Raw genomic sequence first — 18,614 nt, forward strand, 5'->3', positions numbered from 1 at the left:
CGCCACGTTGTTCATGACAGGCCAAGTTCGTTGTCGATGAATTCCAGAACCTGATCGGCGGTCGCCACCTGCAACCGCTCCACGGCGTTGCCGTCGTCCGCCTCCGCCGACGAGCACAGCGCCTTCCACTTCGACAGCAAGGTCTCCAGCCGGGCGGTGACCGCGCCGGAGTCCACGTCCTCGACGACCACGGCCGACAGGCTGTTCTCCAGCCTGACCAGCTCGTTGAGGACGGGGTGGGGTACGTCGGGGCCCGAGGCGGCCGACTCACCGTCCGGTGAGAGCTCCCGGCGCAGATGCTCGGCCAGCACCGCCGACTCCGGGTGGTCGAAGACGAGGGCCGCGGGCAGCCGCAATCCGGTGGCGGCGGCCAGCCGGTTGCGCAGCTCTACGGCGGTCAGCGAATCGAAGCCGAGGTCCTTGAACGACGCGTCCGGCTGCACCACACCCGGATCGGCGTGGCCGAGCACCGTGGCCGCGTGGGTACGCACCAGGTTGAGCAGCAGCCGGTGCTGTTCGGCGGGCGGCAGTCCCCTGAGCCGGCCCGCCCAGTCGGTGGGCTGCCCACCGGCGGCCGCCGTGGGCCGGGCCCGTCCGCTGCCGCCGACGGTGGCGAGGGCCCGCAGCGGACTGGGCAGGGTGCCGGGGTCCTGGGCGGCGAGGGAGCCGGTGTCCAGGCGGAGCGCCAGCAGATGCGGGTGGCCGTGCCGGCAGGCCGCGTCCAGTAGCGCCAGACCCTCCTCGGTGCTGTTGGCCTTGATGCCCAGACGGCCGATCCGGGCCAGGTCGGCGTCGGCCAGCCGCGCGGTGAGACCACTGGTGGCCGCCCAGAGACCCCAGGCCACCGAGACCGCCGGGAGGCCCATGGCCTGGCGGTGGACGGCCAGCGCGTCGCAGAAGGCGTTGGCGGCGGCGTAGTTGGCCTGGCCGGGGGTGCCGAGATCCGAGGCGAAGGAGGAGAACACGACGAACATGCCCAGCCGCAGATGCTCGGTGGCGGTGTGCAGATGGGCCGCGGCCGCCGCCTTCGCCGCCCAGGCCCGCGCCAGACGCTCCGGGGTCTGCGCGGGGAGCATCGCGTCGTCCAGCACACCCGCCGCGTGGACGACACCGGTCAGGGGGTGTGCCGGGTCGACGCCCGCGAGCACCTCGGCCACCTGCGCCGCGTCACCGATGTCGCGCGCCAGGATCCGTACGTCGGCGCCCAGGCCGGTGAGCCGGGCCGCCAGCTCCCGCGCGCCCGGCGCGTCGGGACCGCCCCGGCTGACCAGCAGCAGACGGCGAATGTGCCGGCTGCGCACGAGGTGCTCGGCCACATGCCCACCGAGGGTGCCGGTGCCGCCGGTGATGAGCACGGTGCCCTCGGGGTCCACCGGGGCGGGCACGTCCAGCACCAGCTTGCCCGTGTGCTTGGCCTGACTCAGATACCGCAGCGCCTCACGCGCCCGGCCGAGCGGCCACGCCCGTACCGGAGGCGGCACCAGCACACCGGAGGCGAACAACCCGCCCAGCTCCCGCAGCATCTCACCGATACGGGGGGGACCGGCGTCGGCGATCAGATCGTACGCGCGGTAGCGGACACCGGGGTGCTCGGCCGCGGTCCGCTCCGCGGCACGGACATCGGTCTTGCCCATCTCCAGCAACCGGCCGCCCCCGCCCAGGAGGCGGAGCGAGGCGTCCACGAACTCCCCGGCGAGGCTGTTGAGCACCACATCGACGCCCCGGCCACCGGTGGCCTCCCGGAACGCCTCTTCGAAGGCGAGGTCGCGCGACGAGGCCCGGTGGGCCGCATCGATGCCCATCTCCTCCAGCACCCCGTGCTTCGCCGGGCTCGCCGTCGCGTAGACCTCCGCGCCGAGATGCCGGGCGATCCGCACGGCGGCCGTTCCCACACCACCGGTCGCGGCATGGATCAGCACGCGCTCGCCCGCCTGGAGTCCCCCCAGCTCCACGAGCCCGTACCAGGCGGTGAGGAACACGACGGGGGCGGCGGCCGCCTGCCGGAACGTCCAGCCTTCGGGGATGGGTACGACCGTACGGGCGTCCGCCACGGCCAGCGGGCCGAACGCGCCCTCGAACAGGCCCATCACCCGGTCGCCCACGGCGAGACCGGTCACGCCGGGGCCGACGTCCCGCACCACACCGGCGCCCTCGCTGCCACCGAACACCGCGTCCCCGGGGTACATCCCCAACACCATCAGCGCATCGCGGAAGTTGACGCCCGCCGCGTGGACATCGATCCGAACCTGGCCCTCCCGCAGAGGTGCCAGGACCTCCGGGCACGCCACGGGCCGCACACTGTCCACCGTCCCGGCGCCCTCGAGTCCGAGCCGCCAGGCGGACTGCTCCACCGGGGCCGCCAGGACCGCGCTCGGCGCGGCGCGCACCAGTCGAGGCATCAGCGCCCGCCCGGCGCGCAGGGCCAGCTGCGACTCGTCCATCTCGATGGCGCGCGCCACGGCGTCGGTCACGAGGTCGGCGGACACCTCGGCGTGGGGGTCGAGATCGAGCAGCAGGAAACGGCCGGGGTTCTCGGTTTGCGCACTGCGCACCAGACCCCAGACGGCGGCGCCCGCCACATCCACACTGTCGGCCACGGGGTCACCACCCGGGTCGCCGGTCGCGACGGCGCCACGCGTCACCACCACCAACCGGGCCTCGGCCAGGCGCGGCTCGGCCAGCCAGCTCCGCACCAGCTCCAGGACCCGTTCCGCCGAGGCCAGCCCGTCGGCCGCCATCCCGCCGTCTCGGGCACGGACCGCCTCGGCGGGCTCGAGTGCCAGGACGACGGCGGGGGCGGGGGCGCCCGCGTCGAGCGCGCTGATCAACGCCCGCGGATCCGGATGGCATACGGCGGCGGACCCGGCCGGAGCCCGGTCCTCGGGCCCCAGGATCACCCAGCCGGTGTCGTCGGCCGTGTGATCCGCGGACCGCCCGTCGCCGTTGGGCGGCGCGGGAACCGGCAAGGGGGCCCAGTCCATGACGAACAGCCCATCCCCGACCGGACGTTGGGCCGTACGGAGCTGCTCGGCGTCGGCGGACCGCAGCACCACCGCGTCGGCGCTCAGCACCGGGGCGCCCAGGGCATCCGCCACGGTCACCCGCAGCGTACGTTCCCGCTCCGCGCTCGGCCCGTACGGAGAGATCCACACCCGTACCGTGCTCGCCCCGGCCGCCCACAGCGACACCCCGTTCCAGGTGAACGGCAGCCACACTCGGCCATCGGGCGACTCGGCGTCGCTCGGTGACCCATCGGTCAGCAGAACGGGATGCAGGGCGGCGTCGAGCAGCGCCGGGTGGATGCCGAACTGCGTCCGCTCCCCCGCGGCCTCGGGCAACGCCACCTCGGCCAGCAGATCCGCGCCGTCCCGCCATACCGCGCGCAGTCCCTGGAAGGCCGGACCGTACGCGTACCCCGACGCCGCGATGTGTGCGTAGAAGTCCACGGGGTCGATCGGTTTCGCACCCGCCGGTGGCCATGCCCCACCCAACTCCGCTACTGGCGTGGAGCCGTCGGGAGGTGGGCTCAGGACGCCTTCCGCATGGCACACCCACCCGGCCGCCGTGTCGGCGTCGTCATCGGGGCGCGAGTACATCCGCACATCGCGCCGGCCATCGGCGCCCGGCCCGCCGACGACCACTTGCAGGCGGACCCCGCCGTCGGGCGGCAGCACGAGTGGCACCTGGAGCGTCAGCTCCTCCACCCCACCGCAGCCGACCTCATCGGCGGCCCGCAGCGCCCACTCGACCAAGGCCGTCCCGGGCACCAGTACCGCGCCCGCCACCACATGGTCGGCGAGCCAGCCATGGGACCGCACCGAGAGCCGTCCCGTCAGCAGATGCCCCTGGCCGTCGGCGAGCTCCACGGCGGCGCTCAGCAGCGGATGGCCCGCGGCGACCAGTCCGAGGTCGGCGGGGTCGGCGCCCCGGCCACTGAGTCCGTCGAGCCAGTAGCGCTGGTGCTGGAAGGCGTACGTGGGCAGGTCGACGGTACGAGGGGTCGGGTCGGCCGGAAACGCAGCCTTCCAGTCGACCCCGACCCCGGCGATGAACGCCTGGCCGAGGGAGTGGAGGAGCTGGGCCCGGCCACCATGGTCACGGCGCAGCGTGGGCACCGCGACCGCCTCCACACCCGCCTGCTCGAAGGTCTCCTGCATCCCCACGGTCAGTACGGGATGCGAACTGGCCTCGATGAACACCCGATGCCCATCCGCCAGCAACGCCTCGACCGCATCGGCGAACCGCACCCGCTCCCGCAGATTGCGCACCCAGTAGTCCGTGTCCAGGCCAGTCGCATCGACTCGGCCACCGGTCACCGTTGAGTAGAACGCCACCTCATCCGCGCCACCGACGACCGGCCGGACACCGGCCAGAACCTCGTTCAACTCCTCACGGATCTGATCCACCTGAGGACCATGCGAGGCATAGTCCACCTCGATCAGCCGGGCACGCTCCCCCACGTCCTGGCACGCGGCCACCACACCGGCCACCTGCTCCGGCGGACCAGAAACCACCGTGGACGAGGGCCCATTCACAGCGGCCACACCTACTCCACCGGCCCGATCACCAAGCCCCGACAGCAGTTCCCCCGCCCGCTCCTGACCCACGCCGAGCGACGCCATCGCCCCGCCCCCGGCCAGCCGCCGCAACGCCCTGCTCCGCAACGCCACGACCTTCGCACCGTCCTCCAAAGACAGCGCACCCGCCACAACAGCCGCCGCGATCTCACCCTGGCTATGACCCACCACCGCCGCAGGACGCACCCCATACCCCGCCCACACCGCAGCCAACGACACCATCACCGCCCACAACACCGGCTGCACCACATCCACCCGCCCCAGATCCACCGCACCCTCCGCACCGCGCAACACATCCGAAAGCGACCAATCCACAAACGGCGCCAGTGCCCGCTCGCACTCCGCCGCCCGTGCCGCGAACACGGGCGACGCTTCCAGCAGCTCCGCCCCCATACCGGCCCACTGCGCACCCTGACCGGGGAAGACCAGCACCGGACCCACATCACCCGTCAACGCCGCCGCACCCGACTGCACCACACCCGGATGCGACACACCTCCCGCCAACGCCTCCACACCCGCCAACAACTCCACGCGGTCAGCACCCACCACCACCGCCCGATGCTCAAACACCGACCGCGCCGTGACCAACGACCACCCCACATCCACCGACGACAGCTCGGACGCATCCCCCACCCACTCAGCCAACGCCGCAGCCTGCCCCCGCAACGCCTCCACACCCCGCCCCGACACCACCCACGGCACCACCTCACCCATCTCAGAGGACGCCGCCGACACATCCTCCTCCGGGGCCTGCTCCAGGATCAGATGGGCGTTCGTGCCGGAGATGCCGAACGAGGACACCGCCGCACGGCGGGGGCGTTCCAGCCGGGGCCACTCCACCGACTCGTTCAGCAGCCGCAGCCCGCTGTCCGCCCAGTCCACATGCGGGGTGGGCCGGTCAAGGTGCAGGTTCGCGGGCAGTCGCGGGTGCCGGAGCGCCATGACCATCTTGATCACACCCGCGACACCGGCCGCCGCATGCGTATGGCCGATGTTGGACTTCAGAGAGCCCAGCAGCAGGGGCCGGTCTGCGGGACGGTTCTGGCCGTAGGTCGCGATCAGGGCCTCGGCCTCGATCGGGTCGCCGAGTTTGGTGCCCGTGCCGTGTGCCTCGACGGCGTCCACATCACCCGGCGTCAACCGCGCGTTGGCCAGTGCCTGCCCGATGACGCGTTCCTGGGCCACGTCGTTGGGTGCGGTGAGGCCATTGCTGGCGCCGTCCTGGTTGACCGCCGAGCCCCGGATCACCGCCAGCACCCGGTGGCCGTTGCGCCGCGCCTCCGACAGCCGCTCCAGCACCACCATGCCGACGCCTTCGGAGAAACCGGTGCCGTCCGCGTCGGCGGCGAAGGACTTGCACCGGCCGTCCGGGGCCAGTGCGCGCTGCCGGGAGAACTCGGTGAACATGATGGGGGTGGCGAGTGAGGTGACACCGCCCGCCAGGGCCAGGGTGCATTCGCCCTGCCGCAGCGCCTGCACCGCCAGATGCATGGCCACCAGCGAGGCCGAGCACGCGGTGTCCACCGTCACCGCCGGCCCCTCCAGGCCGAAGGTGTAGGCCACCCGGCCCGAGATCACGCTGGTGAGTCCGCCCGTGGTGGCGTAGCCCTCGAATCCCTCGGGGATACGCGGTGCCCGGGACAGATAGTCCTGGCTGGACACCCCGGCGTAGACACCGGTGCGGGTTCCCTTCAGCGACACCGGGTCGATACCGGCCCGTTCCAGGGATTCCCAGGCCGTCTCCAGCACCAGCCGCTGCTGCGGGTCCATGGCCAGCGCTTCCCTGGGGCTGATGCCGAAGAACGCCGCGTCGAACCGGTCCGCCGCGACGAATCCGCCCTGGCGGACGCAGCTGGTGCCGTAGTGCTCCGGATCGGGGTGGTAGAGGCGCTCCAGATCCCAGCCGCGGTCCGTCGGGAAGTCCCCGATAGCGTCGACACCCGAGACGAGCAGTTCCCACAGCTCCTCCGGGGAGGTGACCCCGCCGGGGAAACGGCAGGCCATGCCGATCACGGCCACCGGTTCCTGGGCACGCTCCTCCACTTCGCGCAACCGCAGACGCGTATCGTGCAGATCGGCGGAAACGCGCTTGAGGTACTCGACCAGCTTCTCTTCGTTCGCCATGAGGGGTCACCCGGCCTTCAGCGATCGTCGCGCCCGGCACATTCAGGACACACCAAGCTCGTTGTCAATAAACTCAAGGACCTGGTCCGCGGAGGCGGACTCCAGTCTTTGGGCCGCGCTCATTTCATCCGTCGGCTGCCGTGGCAACTGCGTGCTCGGCGGGTGAATCGCGGTGGGGGCGGGGGTGGCGGCGGTGTCGTCGGAGGACAGCCGTCGCACAAGGTGGTGGGCGATGCCTTCCGGCGTCGGATATCTGAAGATGAGGGCCGCGGGCAGCCGCAGCCCCGTGGCGGCCGCGAGGCGATCGCGCAGTTCGACCGCGGTGAGGGACTCGAAGCCCAGTTCCTTGAAGTTGGCGTCGGCGTGCACCGCCTCGGCATCGGTGTGGCCCAGCACGGTGGCGGCGTGGTCGCGTACCAGCCCCAGGAGTGTGCGATACCGGTCGACGGCCGACAGCCGCGCCAGCCGGGCGGCCCAGTCGGCGGACGAGGCCCCGGCGGCGGCCGCGGCGCGCCGCCGTACGTTTCCGCCACCGCCGGTTCCGGCGGCCACATGGCCGGTGTTCGCCGAGCGCAGCTGCTCGGCCTCCGCGGGGCGCAGCACCAGCGCGTCGATCGTCAGGACCGGGGCGCCCACGGCGTCGGCGACGACGACCCGCAGTTCACGCTCGCCCTCAGCGGTCCGCGGACGGGGGGTGAGTCGGACCCGTACGGCCGTGGCCTCGGCCGCCCACAAGGACACACCGCTCACGGTGAACGGCAGCCACATCCGCTTCTCGTCCGCCTCGGGGCCGGGGCCCGCGCCGAGTTGGCCGGTCAGCAGCGTCGGGTGCAGCACCGCGTCCAGCAGGGCGGGGTGGATACCGAATCCTCCGGGCTCTCCGGCGGCCTTGGGCAGAGCCACCTCTGCCAGCAGGTCCGCGCCGTCCCGCCACACCGTGCGCAGCCCCTGGAACGCGGGGCCGTACCCGTAGCCGGATGCGGCGATCCGCTCGTAGAAGCCGTCGGTGTCCACCGGCCGTGCCTGTGGCGGGGGCCATGTCCCGGGCAGCTCCCCTGCTCGGCTCTCCGGTACGGCGGGGCCGAGTACGCCCACGGCGTGGCACCTCCAGTCGGCGTCCCCACCGCTGCGAAAGCCGTCGCCCGGTCCGGAGTAGACCGCGATGTCGCGGCGTCCGTCGTCGGCGGACGGGCCCACCACCACCTGGACGCACCGCCCGCCCGTCGCGGGCATCACCAGCGGCAGCCGCAGCGTGAGTTCCTCCACCGCACCGCAGCCGGCCTCGTCGGCCGCCCGCAGCGCCCACTCCATCAGCGCTGCCCCGGGCACCAGGGCCACGTCCGCCACCACGTGGTCGGCGAGCCAGCCGTGTGTCTGCGGGGAGAGGCGTCCGGTCAGCACATGGCCGCTGCCGTCGGCGAGCCGCACCGCGGCGCCCAGCAGCGGATGGTCCGACCCGACCAGGCCGAGGGCGGCGGGGTCGCCGCCGGGTCCGCCGGGGGCGTCCAGCCAGTAGCGCCGGCGCTGGAAGGCGTAGGTGGGCAGGTCGACCGTATGAGGCGGGGGGTCGGCCGGGAACGCCGCCCGCCAGTCGACCTCGGCCCCGGCGAGGAACGCCTGCGCGACGGACCTGGTCAGCTGGTGCAGGTCCCCGTGGTCCCGCCGCAGCGTGGGCACCGCGGCGGCGTCGCTCTCCGCGTGCTCGAAGGTCTCCCGCATACCCATGGTGAGGACGGGGTGGGTGCTGGCCTCGATGAACACCCGGTGCCCGGCACCCAGCAACGCCTCGATCGCCTCCGCGAACCGCACCCGCTCACGCAGATTCCGCACCCAATAGCCCGTATCCAGGACAGAGGCATCGACCCGGCCACCGGTCACCGTGGAGTAGAACACCACCCCGGCCCCGGACACCCCGACCGGCTCCACCCCCCTGAGCACCTCGCACAACTCCCCGGCGATCTCATCAACCTGCGGACTGTGCGAGGCATAATCCACCTCGATCATCCGCGCCCGCTCCCCGATGTCCCGACAAGCGGCCACGATGGCGGCCACCTGCTCCGGCGGCCCGGACACCACAGTGGACACAGGACCATTGACCGCGGCCACCACCACAGCCGCGCCCCGGCCACCCAACCCCGACAACAACTCCTCCACCCGCTCACAACCCAACGCCAACGAAGCCATGGCCCCACCACCAGCCAGCCGCCGCAACGCCCGGCTGCGCAACGCCACAACCCTCGCACCGTCCTCCAAGGACAACGCCCCCGCCACCACAGCCGCCGCGATCTCCCCCTGACTGTGGCCCACCACAGCGGCAGGACGCACCCCGTACCCGGCCCATACAGCAGCCAGGGACACCATCACCGCCCACAACACCGGCTGCACCACATCCACCCGACCCAGATCACCCGCGCCATCCACCCCCCGCAGAACACCCGTCAGCGACCAGTCGACATACGGCGCCAGCGCCCGCTCACACTCCGCCACCCGGACCGCGAACACCGGCGAGACATCCAGCAGACCGGCACCCATACCGACCCACTGCGAACCCTGGCCAGGAAAAACCAGCACCGGACCCACACCACCACCACTCACCGCCACCCCAGGGCCCACCACACCCGGATGACCCTCCCCTGCCGCCAACGCCTCAACAGCAGCACTGAGTTCGGCACGACTCCCGCCGACCACCACCGCACGGTGGTCGAACACGGTCCGGGTGGTGGCCAGTGACCAGCCCACGTCCCGGGGTGACAGCGTCTGGTCGGCGGCCGTGCGAGCGGCCAGTGCCCGTGCCTGTCCCCGGAGCGCCTCGGCGCCGCGGGCGGACAGCACCCAGGGCACCGGCCCGTCGCCGCCGTCCGGCTGTGCGCCGGTGGAAGCGGTTTCCGGCTCGGGGGCCTGTTCCAGGATCAGGTGCGCGTTGGTGCCGCTGATGCCGAAGGAGGACACACCGGCGCGGCGTGGGTGTTCGCCGCGCGGCCACTCCACCGGGTCGGTCAGCAGGCGCACCGCACCGCTGTCCCAGTCGACATGCGGGCTGGGCGTGTCGATGTGCAAGGTGGCGGGCAGCAGTCCGTGCCGCATGGCCATCACCATCTTGATGACGCCCGCCACGCCGGCCGCCGCCTGGGCATGGCCGATGTTGGACTTCAGCGAGCCCAGCCACAGGGGCCGGTCGGCGGGACGCCGCTGCCCGTAGGTGGCGAGCAGGGCCTGGGCCTCGATGGGATCGCCCAGGGTGGTTCCGGTGCCGTGCGCCTCGACGGCGTCCACGTCGGGCGGCGACAGCCGGGCGTCGGCGAGGGCCTGGCGGATCACTCGCTGCTGGGAGGGGCCGTTGGGCGCGGTCAGACCGTTGGAGGCGCCGTCCTGGTTGACGGCCGAGCCGCGGATCACCGCCAGCACCTCATGACCATTGTGCCGGGCATCCGACAGCCGCTCCAGCAGCAGCAGACCCACGCCTTCGCCCCATCCGGTGCCGTCGGCGGCCGCCGCGAACGGCTTGCACCGCCCGTCGGGGGCCAGCCCCCGCTGGCGGGAGAAGCCGGTGAACATGCCGGGTGAGGCCATCACCGTCACCCCTCCGGCCAGGGCCAGCGCGCACTCGCCCTGCCGCAGTGCGCGCACCGCCAGATGGACGGCCACGAGCGATGACGAACACGCCGTGTCCACCGACAGGGCGGGTCCCTCCAGGCCGAAGGTGAACGCCACCCGGCCGGACGCCACGCTCACGGTGCCACCGGTCAGCAGATGGCCGTCGAGTCCCTTGGGCGCCTCGTGCAGCCGGGGTCCGTAGTCCTGCTGCGTCACTCCGACGAACACCCCGGTCGGGCCGGCCCGGAGGGTGGCGGCGCGGATGCCCGCCCGTTCGAAGGTCTCCCACGCGGTTTCCAGCAGCAGCCGCTGCTGTGGATCGGTGGCCAGCGCCTCCCGGGGGCTGATCCCGAAGAACTCCGCGTCGAATTCCGCTGCGTCATACAGGAAGCCGCCCTCGTGGGCGGTGCTGGTGCCGGCACGGTCCGGGTCGGGGTCGAGGAGTCCGGCCAGGTCCCAGCCGCGGTCCCGGGGGAACTCCCCGATCGCGTCGACGCCCTCGGACACCAGCCGCCACAGCGCCTCGGGCGAGTCGGCCCCGCCCGGGAAGCGGCAGCCCATGGCCACCACCGCGATCGGCTCGTCATCGTCGCGCGGTGCGGGCGCCGCCCACGCGGGTGGGGTGGCCGACGGACCGGGGGCGGGGGTGGTGCGGGCCCGCAGATGTTCGGCGACGGCCAGTGGTGTGGGGTGGTCGAAGGTGAGCGTGGCGGTCAGGGACAGTCCGGTGGCCGCGCCGAGCCGCTCGCTCAGTTCGGTCGCCGCCAGCGAGTCGAAGCCCAGCTCCTTGAAGGTGAGGCCCGGATCGACGGCGGCCGGATCGGGGTGCCCGAGGACGAGGGCGACATTCGTCCGTACGGTGTCCAGCGGATCGCGGTCCCGCTCCGTGGCGCCGGATCCGGCCGTTTCAGCGGCCGGCGCGGGGCCCGGTGTGGCGCCCGGCTGGGCGGCCGGGGTGGCCGGCGCGGTGGCTTGCGTGCCGGGCCAGTAGCGGTCCCGCTGGAAGGCGTACGTCGGCAGGGGGACCCGCCGCCGGGGGTGCCCGGCGGCGCGTTCCCAGGCCACCTCGGCACCGCGGACATACGCCTGGGCCATGGCGGCGGCGAAGGTGCGCGCCTCGGGCCGGTCACGGCGCAGCGCCGCCACGGTGGCCGGCCGCGGCCGGCCGGGGGCCGGTGCGGGCCGTGCGGTGAGGCATTCGCGGGTCATGGCGGTGAGGGCGGCGTCCGGTCCGAGTTCGAGGAAGGTGGTGACACCGTCGTCCAGGAGGGTGTGCACGCCGTCCATGAACCGCACCGCGTGGCGGGCGTGCCGGGCCCAGTAGGCCGGTGAGGCGAGTTGGGAGGCGGTGGCCGGCCGTCCCGTCACATTGGAGACGAGGGGGACGGCCGGCGCGGCGAAGGTCAGTCCGGAGGCGACGGCGCGCAGTTCGTCGAGGATGCCGTCCATGTGCGGCGAGTGGAAGGCGTGGCTGACCTTCAGCAGCCGGACCTTGCGGCCGCGCTCGCGCCAGGCGGCGGCGGTCTCGTGTACGGCGTCGTGGTCGCCCGAGATCACCACGGACATCGGCCCGTTGACGGCGGCCAGGTCCAGCCGGCCCTCCCGTCCGGCGAGCAGTCCGGCGAGCAGTCCGGCGGCCTCGTCCGGACCGGCCTGCAACGCGGCCATGGCGCCCGCCGCCGTGACCGACTGCATCAGCCGGCCGCGGGCGGCCACCAGGGTGCAGGCGTCGGGCAGCGTGAGCACACCGGCCACGTGGGCGGCGGCGATCTCGCCGACCGAGTGGCCCATCACACGGTCGGGGGTGAGCCCCCAGGATTCGGCCAGCCGGTACAGGGCCACCTCGATGGCGAACAGCGCGGGCTGGGTGTACGAGGTCCGGTCGAGCAGGGCCGCCCGCGACGAGGGGTGCCGGGCGAACATCACCTCGCGCAGCGGCTCTTCCAGATGCGCGTCCAGGCAGTCGCACACCTCGTCCAGCGCCGCGGCGAAGACCGGGTAGGCGGTGTACAGCTCGTGGCCCATGGCCGGGCGCTGACTGCCCTGGCCGCTGAAGAGGAACGCCAGGCCGCCGTCCGTGGTGCTGCCCCGGACCGCCGCGGCGGTGTCCGCGCTGTCGGCCAACGCGTCCAGCCCGCTGAGCAGTTCGTCGGCGCCGTCGCCGAGGATCACGGCGCGGTGGCCGAAGGCGGTGCGGGTGGTGGCCAGGGTGTGCGCGATGTCGGCCGGGGGGAGGCCGGGGTGGTCCGTCAGGTGGTCCCGCAGGCGCCGGGCCTGGGCGCTGAGCGCCGCGGGGGTCTTCGCGGAGAGCGGCCAGGCCAGCACGGGCGGCGCGGCGCCGGGGGCGATCGGCGCCGGCGCGGATGCGGCTGCGGGTGCTTCGCCGAGTACGAGGTGGCAGTTGGTGCCGCCCATGCCGAAGGAGCTGACCCCGGCGAGCAGTGGCCGGTCCGGGCGTGGCCAGTCGGTGAGCCGGTCCTGGACCCGCAGTCCGAGTTCGGTCAGCGGGATCCGCGGGTTCGGGGCGGTGAAGTGGAGGCTGGGCGGGAGCTGCCGGTGCCGGATGCCGAGGGCGGTCTTGAGCAGTCCGACGATGCCGGCGGCGCCCTCGAGGTGGCCCACGTTGGTCTTGGCGGAGCCGACGAGCAGCGGTGTGCCGTCCGTCCGGGCGGTGCCGAGCGCGGCACCGAGCGCGGCCGCTTCGACGGGGTCGCCGACGGGGGTTCCGGTGCCGTGCAGCTCGACGTACTGGACCTCGTCGGGGGAGACTCCGGCGCGCCGGTGGGCCGTGCGCACCACCTCCTCCTGGGCCGCCGGGCTGGGGGTCGTCAGTCCGTCGGTGGCGCCGTCGTTGTTGACGGCGCCGGCGTGGATGACGCAGTACACCGGGTCGCCGTCGCGCACGGCCGCGGCCAGTGGTTTGAGGAGGACCACCGCGCCGCCCTCGCCCCGGACGAAGCCGTTGGCGCGGGCGTCGAAGGTGTGGCAGCGCCCGTCCGGGGAGAGCCCGCCGAACTGGACTGCGGCGGCCGCCATGCTGTCCTCGGTGAGGATGAGGTTGACACCGCCGGCCAGCGCCAGGGCGCACTCCCGGCGCCGCAGGCTCTCGCAGGCCGTGTGCACGGCCACCAGCGAGGAGGACTGCGCGGTGTCGACGGTGAGGCTCGGGCCGCACAGACCGTAGCCGTAGGAGACCCGGTTGGCGATGATGCTGCGGTGGACGCCGGTCATGGCGTGCCGGGTGGCCTCGGCGGGGGTGTGCCGGCCCAGCAGGGTGGCGTACTCGTCCCAGATGGCGCCGACGAAGACACCGGTCGCGGTGTTCTTCAGCGTTCCGGGTCGGATGCCGGCGTCCTCGAACGCCTCCCAGGCGAGTTCGAGCATCAGCCGTTGCTGGGGGTCCATGGCCGTCGCCTCGCGGGGCGAGATGCCGAAGAAGGAGGCGTCGAAGGTGTCGACGCGGTCCAGGAAGCCGCCGTACCAGGTCGGTTCCGGCCGGTCGGAGCCGTCGGGGCGGTCGGGCCGGTCGGCGGTGGTGCCGGTCCGGCGGCGGTCCTCCGGCATGGTGGTGACGGCGTTCCCGCCTTGCCGCAGCAGCCGCCAGAAGGCTGACGGGCTGGGTGCCTGCGGCAGGCGGCAGGCCATTCCCACCACGGCGACGGGTTCCGTGTGCTGAGGTGTCCGGGTGGCCGCGGCGCTATCCATCGCACCCCATACGGCGCTCGGAGAACATCGGCGTGTTCTTGGTCATGGGCGGCACTCCCGCTCCGGATTGATGATCGGTGCCAGCACGTGGCCCATCGTGCGGCGCTGTTCTAAAGCAAGACCAAATAGGTCACGGCCGGTGACTTTAGAGACGCGTTACCGGAATCCCTGACCATCGCTGAGCGGGTGAGCCTTTATGCGTCCTTGGCCGACCCCATCCAACGAGCACACAGGAGGAGTGCCATGACCTCTTCATCGGCCGTGCCGCCGGGCGGCACCGTGTCGGACTACTACAGCTCGCTGGGACCGCTTCTCCAGATGGCGTGGGACGACAACTTCCACTTCGGCTACTGGGACGGCCCGTCAGATACCAGTTCGGTCCAAGAGGCCACCGACCGCTTCACGGATCTGCTCACCGAACGGCTGCGGGTGGGGCCGGGGGCCCGGGTGCTGGATGTCGGGTGCGGAATCGGGAAACCGGCGATGCGGGTGGCGTCCACCACCGGAGCCAATGTCCTGGGCATCACGATCAGCGAGCTCCAGGTCAAACAGGCGACCGAATCCGCCCGGGTGGCCGGACTGTCCGGCCGGGTGGCATTCCAATACGCCGACGCCATGGCCATGCCTTTCGAAGACGCGTCTTTCGACGCCGTACTCGCATTCGAATCGATCAATCACATGGACCGCCCGACGGCGCTGCGCGAGATGGCCCGGGTGCTGGCGTCCGGAGGCCGGCTGGTGCTCACCGATGTCACCGCGCCGGAGGACGGCAGTTACCAGCCGGACGGCGATCCCGGCGTGGTCACCTCGCTGACCCGGCTGGACGACTGGCCCGGTCTGATCGGCGACGCGGGGCTGGTGCTCGACGAACTGGCCGATGTCACCGAGAACACGAAGGACACCGCGAACCGGATGATCGACGGGATCCTCCGCTGTCGCCGCGAGTTCGAGGCGCGACACGGCGTCAGCGTGCAGGAGGTGCTGGACGCCGCCAAGTCGGCACTGCCCACCGTTCCCAGTGCCGGCTGTGCGATCGTGGTCGCCCACAAGCCCTGAATCGACAACAAACCACGGATATTCGACCAGCCGTTCATGAGTGCCACGCAGCCGGAATTTCCCCCTCCTCATCAAAGCGGCGCCAAGGGACCCACGAACTCGCAAGACACGCTTGTCCCGCCGGACATCATCCGCGTATTCTCTTTCGCGACTACAGCACCTCATGTGCAGGTATCCGGACTCCGATCTTCCGGAACTGTTTTGCGAATACTCGCTCCGCACCGTCGAGGAGACGCCTCGAGGGCGCTTATATCCGGATTCTAGGCGAGGTGGGTAGTCATAGGACTCGCTTACGATGTGGGACACCTGCCGACGACATCACTTTCCTCCGTTCTCTGATTCCTCGGCAGGCCGCGACAAAAGAGGGGTGAGTAATGGCAGTCGCGAACGGCGTGCGTCAGTGGATCCGGCGGCACCACCCGTTCCCGGACGGCGCGGGACGACGATCCGCACGGACCGCCGGAGCCCACCCCGTACACGCGTTCACTTCCAGAACCAGACGGACCTCGCCCTTGGCATCGAGAGAAATCACAGACAACCCCGCGGGCACTTCCGGCAACGGCGCCGACTGTCCCATGACCGCACTCGTCGGCGACTCGGATGGGGCACATTGTGCGATATGAGATCATGGGTCCCCTTCGTGTGGTGGAAGGGGACAGGAAATTAACCATCAGGGCGCGCAAGATCGAGGTCCTGCTGACGGTCCTCCTCGTCCGCGCCGATCAGGTGGTCCCGATCGACCAGCTCATCACCGAGATCTGGGGGGAGGACCCACCGCGCCGGGCGATCGCCGGGCTGCATGTGTATGTCTCCCAGATCCGTAAGTTCCTGCGCCGGCCCGGCCAGAGCGAAAGTCCCGTTCTCACCCGCCCGCCGGGATACGTTCTGCGGCTGGGGCCCGATCATCTCGACTTCCACTGCTTCGAACGACTGGTGTGCGAGGGCCGGGACCAGCTGAGGGAGCGGCGTTATCAGCAGGCCACAGCCACTTTCGAGGGCGCGCTCGATCTCTGGCGCGATCCGTTGCTGGACGACGTATGCCACGGGCCGATCCTCGAGGGCTTTCAGACCTGGCTGAAGGAAGCCCGCCTGGAATGCATTGAGATGCTGACGGATTCCCGGCTCATGCTCGGCCGCCACCGCGAGCTGGTGAGCGATCTGTACCAGCTGACCACCGAACACCCGCTGCGGGAGGCACTGCACCGTCAGTTGATGCTGGCGCTCTACCGCTGTGGCCGCCGGGCGGACGCCTTGCATGTGTATCAGGCGGCGCGCAAGACGCTCAACGAGGAACTCGGGCTCGAGCCGTGCCGGGCCCTACAGGACATGCAGCGGGCCATCCTCACCTCGGACGACCGACTGGAACTGCATGTGCCCGCATGAGAAAGACGTGGAGGAGGTGGGCGTATGAGCGATCACATCAGTTGTCTGTCCGACGGCAGCCCGATCGAGGTCGTCCTCGAAGGGGGACCGGACGATCTGCCCCGGGCATTCCGTACCGGGCGGTCGACCCTGACCACCAGGAAGCTCAAAATCCAGCACCGCAATGGATACGAGCATTTCGAACTCGTCAACGAATCCGCTGACATCACCCCAGCGATCTTTCGCTGGACCATGCGGACGAAAATCGCCGAGTAGCGTCCATGGTCACCTCACGATGGCGCGGGGCCGTGGTCGCCGTGCTCGCGATCGCGGCATCCCTCGCCGCACCGCCCGCCGGACCCGCGTCGGCCCGGACCTCGGCCGAGTCCGCCGGCCCGGCCGGGGTCCGGGTCGTGGACGGACGTACCCAGCCGGTCTTCTCGTACTCGGACGCCGTGCGTGAGCACCTCATGGTCCAGGCGCCGGTCGACAGTGACGGCGATGGGCGCCGGGACCGGATCGCGGTGGACATCATCCGGCCGAAGGAGACGCGGCAGGGGCTCAAGGTGCCGGTCATCATGTCGGCCAGTCCCTACAACGACACCGTGGGCCGCGGATTCGAGTCGGAGCGCAAGCTCTACGACGCCCAGGGCGCCCCGGTCAGGTTCCCCCTCTTCTACGACAACTACTTCGTGCCGCGCGGCTACGCCGTGGTCGATGTCGACATGACCGGCACCGGCAGATCCGACGGCTGTCCGACGGTCGGCGGCGCCTCCGATGTGGCGGCCGCCAAGGCGGCGATCGACTGGCTGGGCGGCCGCGCCACGGCGTACGCGGCCGACGGCAGCGAGGTGAAAGCCTCCTGGTCCACCGGCAAGGTGGGCATGATCGGCCACTCCTACGAGGGCACACTGGCCAACGCCGTGGCCGGCACCGGGGTGGAGGGGCTGGAGACCATCGTCCCGATCTCCGGGATCAGCTCGTGGTACGAGTTCGCCCGCTCGGGCGGCGCCAAGCACTGGAACGGCTTCGCCTCCTGGCTGACCACTGCGCTGGACTCCGACCCGCCCCAGAAGTGCCAGGCGGTGCGCGACCGGCTACAGGCCGGTGAGGACGACGCCACCGGCAACGACAACGCCCACTGGCACGAGCGCGATTACATCGCGCGGCCCGCGCCCGAGGTGAACAAGGTGCGCGCGAGCGTCTTCGCGGTGCATGACACCAATGACTACAACGTCAGGATCGACCAGTTCGCGAACTGGTGGGCCCCGCTGGCCGAGCGCGATGTGCCACGCAAGCTGTGGCTGGGCCGCTATGGGCACACCGATCCGTTCGACTGGCCCGGCCGGCGCGCGCTGTGGGTCGACACCGTGCACGGGTGGTTCGACCACTGGCTGTACGGCCTACGGAACGGAATCATGGACGAGCCGCGGGTCGATCTCCAGACCGGCCCGGCCACCTGGACGACCCAAGCCGACTGGCCCGCGCGCACCTCCCCGGTCTCCCTGCGCCCCGGCCCCGACGGCTCACTGGCGCTGGGCCCCACAGGCGGCACCGGCACCTTCACCGACACCAAGCTGAGCGAGGCGGACCTCACCGCCGACCCGTCGGCGAGCCGTCCGGGCCGGCTGGTGTTCCGCACCCCGCCGCTGCGTACCGGGGTGCGGCTCTCCGGCACGCCCATCGTGGATCTGCGGGTCACGCTCGACAGACCGACGTCCAACCTCACCGCGCTGCTCGTGGACTACGGTGAGGACGAACGCATCGACTGGAACCGCAACGAGCCCGCGAACGGGATTCACGACGGTCTGCGGGGGCTGGACGAGGAGTCCTGCCACGGGGAGAGCACCGCCCAGGACGACGCCTGCTACCGCAAGACCGCCAATGTGACGGCGCGCAAAGCCTCCGAGGTGATCGCCCGGGGCTGGCTGGACGCCCAGAACCGCCACTCGGTCACCACCCCCGAGCCGCTGACCCCCGGCCGGTCCTACCGGATCACCTGGAAGACAACGCCGGACGACTACGAGATCAAGCCGGGCCATCGGCTGGGGCTGGTCCTGGGCGGCACCGACGCCGACTTCCTCTACTACGAGGACCCGACCGGGGCGAAGGTGACGGTTGACCTGGGCGGCAGCCGCGTCACCGTACCGGTGACCGCCGCTGACGGGCTCCGCGCCTCCCGGTAGCCGCCCGCGC

General features: G+C 71.8%; 6 protein-coding genes. 4 read left to right on the forward strand and 2 right to left on the reverse strand.

Annotated features, from left to right (window positions below; translation table 11 throughout):
* Positions 1–11: 11 nt before the first annotated feature.
* Together N6H00_RS03385 and N6H00_RS03390 are read right to left on the reverse strand one after the other, a co-directional pair.
* Positions 12–6,701, reverse strand: a complete 6,690-nt coding sequence (locus tag N6H00_RS03385; RefSeq protein WP_268970019.1) for a type I polyketide synthase — start codon at positions 6,699–6,701, stop codon at positions 12–14.
* Between the two features lie 42 nt (positions 6,702–6,743).
* Positions 6,744–14,000: a type I polyketide synthase gene (locus N6H00_RS03390; protein ID WP_268970020.1), complete on the reverse strand. Its 7,257-nt coding sequence runs from the start codon at positions 13,998–14,000 to the stop codon at positions 6,744–6,746.
* A gap of 243 nt (positions 14,001–14,243) precedes the next feature.
* On the opposite strand from N6H00_RS03390, the gene N6H00_RS03395 reads away from it, so the two are divergent.
* From N6H00_RS03395 to N6H00_RS03410, 4 genes are all read left to right on the forward strand, one after another.
* The gene (locus N6H00_RS03395) at positions 14,244–15,056 is read left to right on the forward strand and encodes an SAM-dependent methyltransferase (RefSeq protein WP_268970021.1); all 813 of its coding nucleotides are present in this window, start codon (positions 14,244–14,246) and stop codon (positions 15,054–15,056) included.
* Between the two features lie 627 nt (positions 15,057–15,683).
* Positions 15,684–16,439 carry an AfsR/SARP family transcriptional regulator gene (locus N6H00_RS03400; protein WP_432280534.1) on the forward strand — a complete coding sequence of 252 codons (756 nt, stop codon included), beginning with the start codon at positions 15,684–15,686 and terminating at the stop codon, positions 16,437–16,439.
* Positions 16,440–16,463: 24 nt separating this feature from the next.
* Positions 16,464–16,694 (forward strand): DUF5988 family protein, encoded by a 231-nt coding sequence (locus N6H00_RS03405; protein ID WP_268970023.1) that lies wholly within the window; start codon positions 16,464–16,466, stop codon positions 16,692–16,694.
* A 5-nt stretch (positions 16,695–16,699) separates the two neighbouring features.
* Entirely contained in the window at positions 16,700–18,604 is a 1,905-nt protein-coding gene (locus N6H00_RS03410; RefSeq protein ID WP_268970024.1) for a Xaa-Pro dipeptidyl-peptidase, read from the forward strand.
* Positions 18,605–18,614 lie beyond the last annotated feature (10 nt).

Source organism: Streptomyces sp. S465, from assembly GCF_026898115.1.
Lineage (GTDB): Bacteria > Actinomycetota > Actinomycetes > Streptomycetales > Streptomycetaceae > Streptomyces > Streptomyces luomodiensis.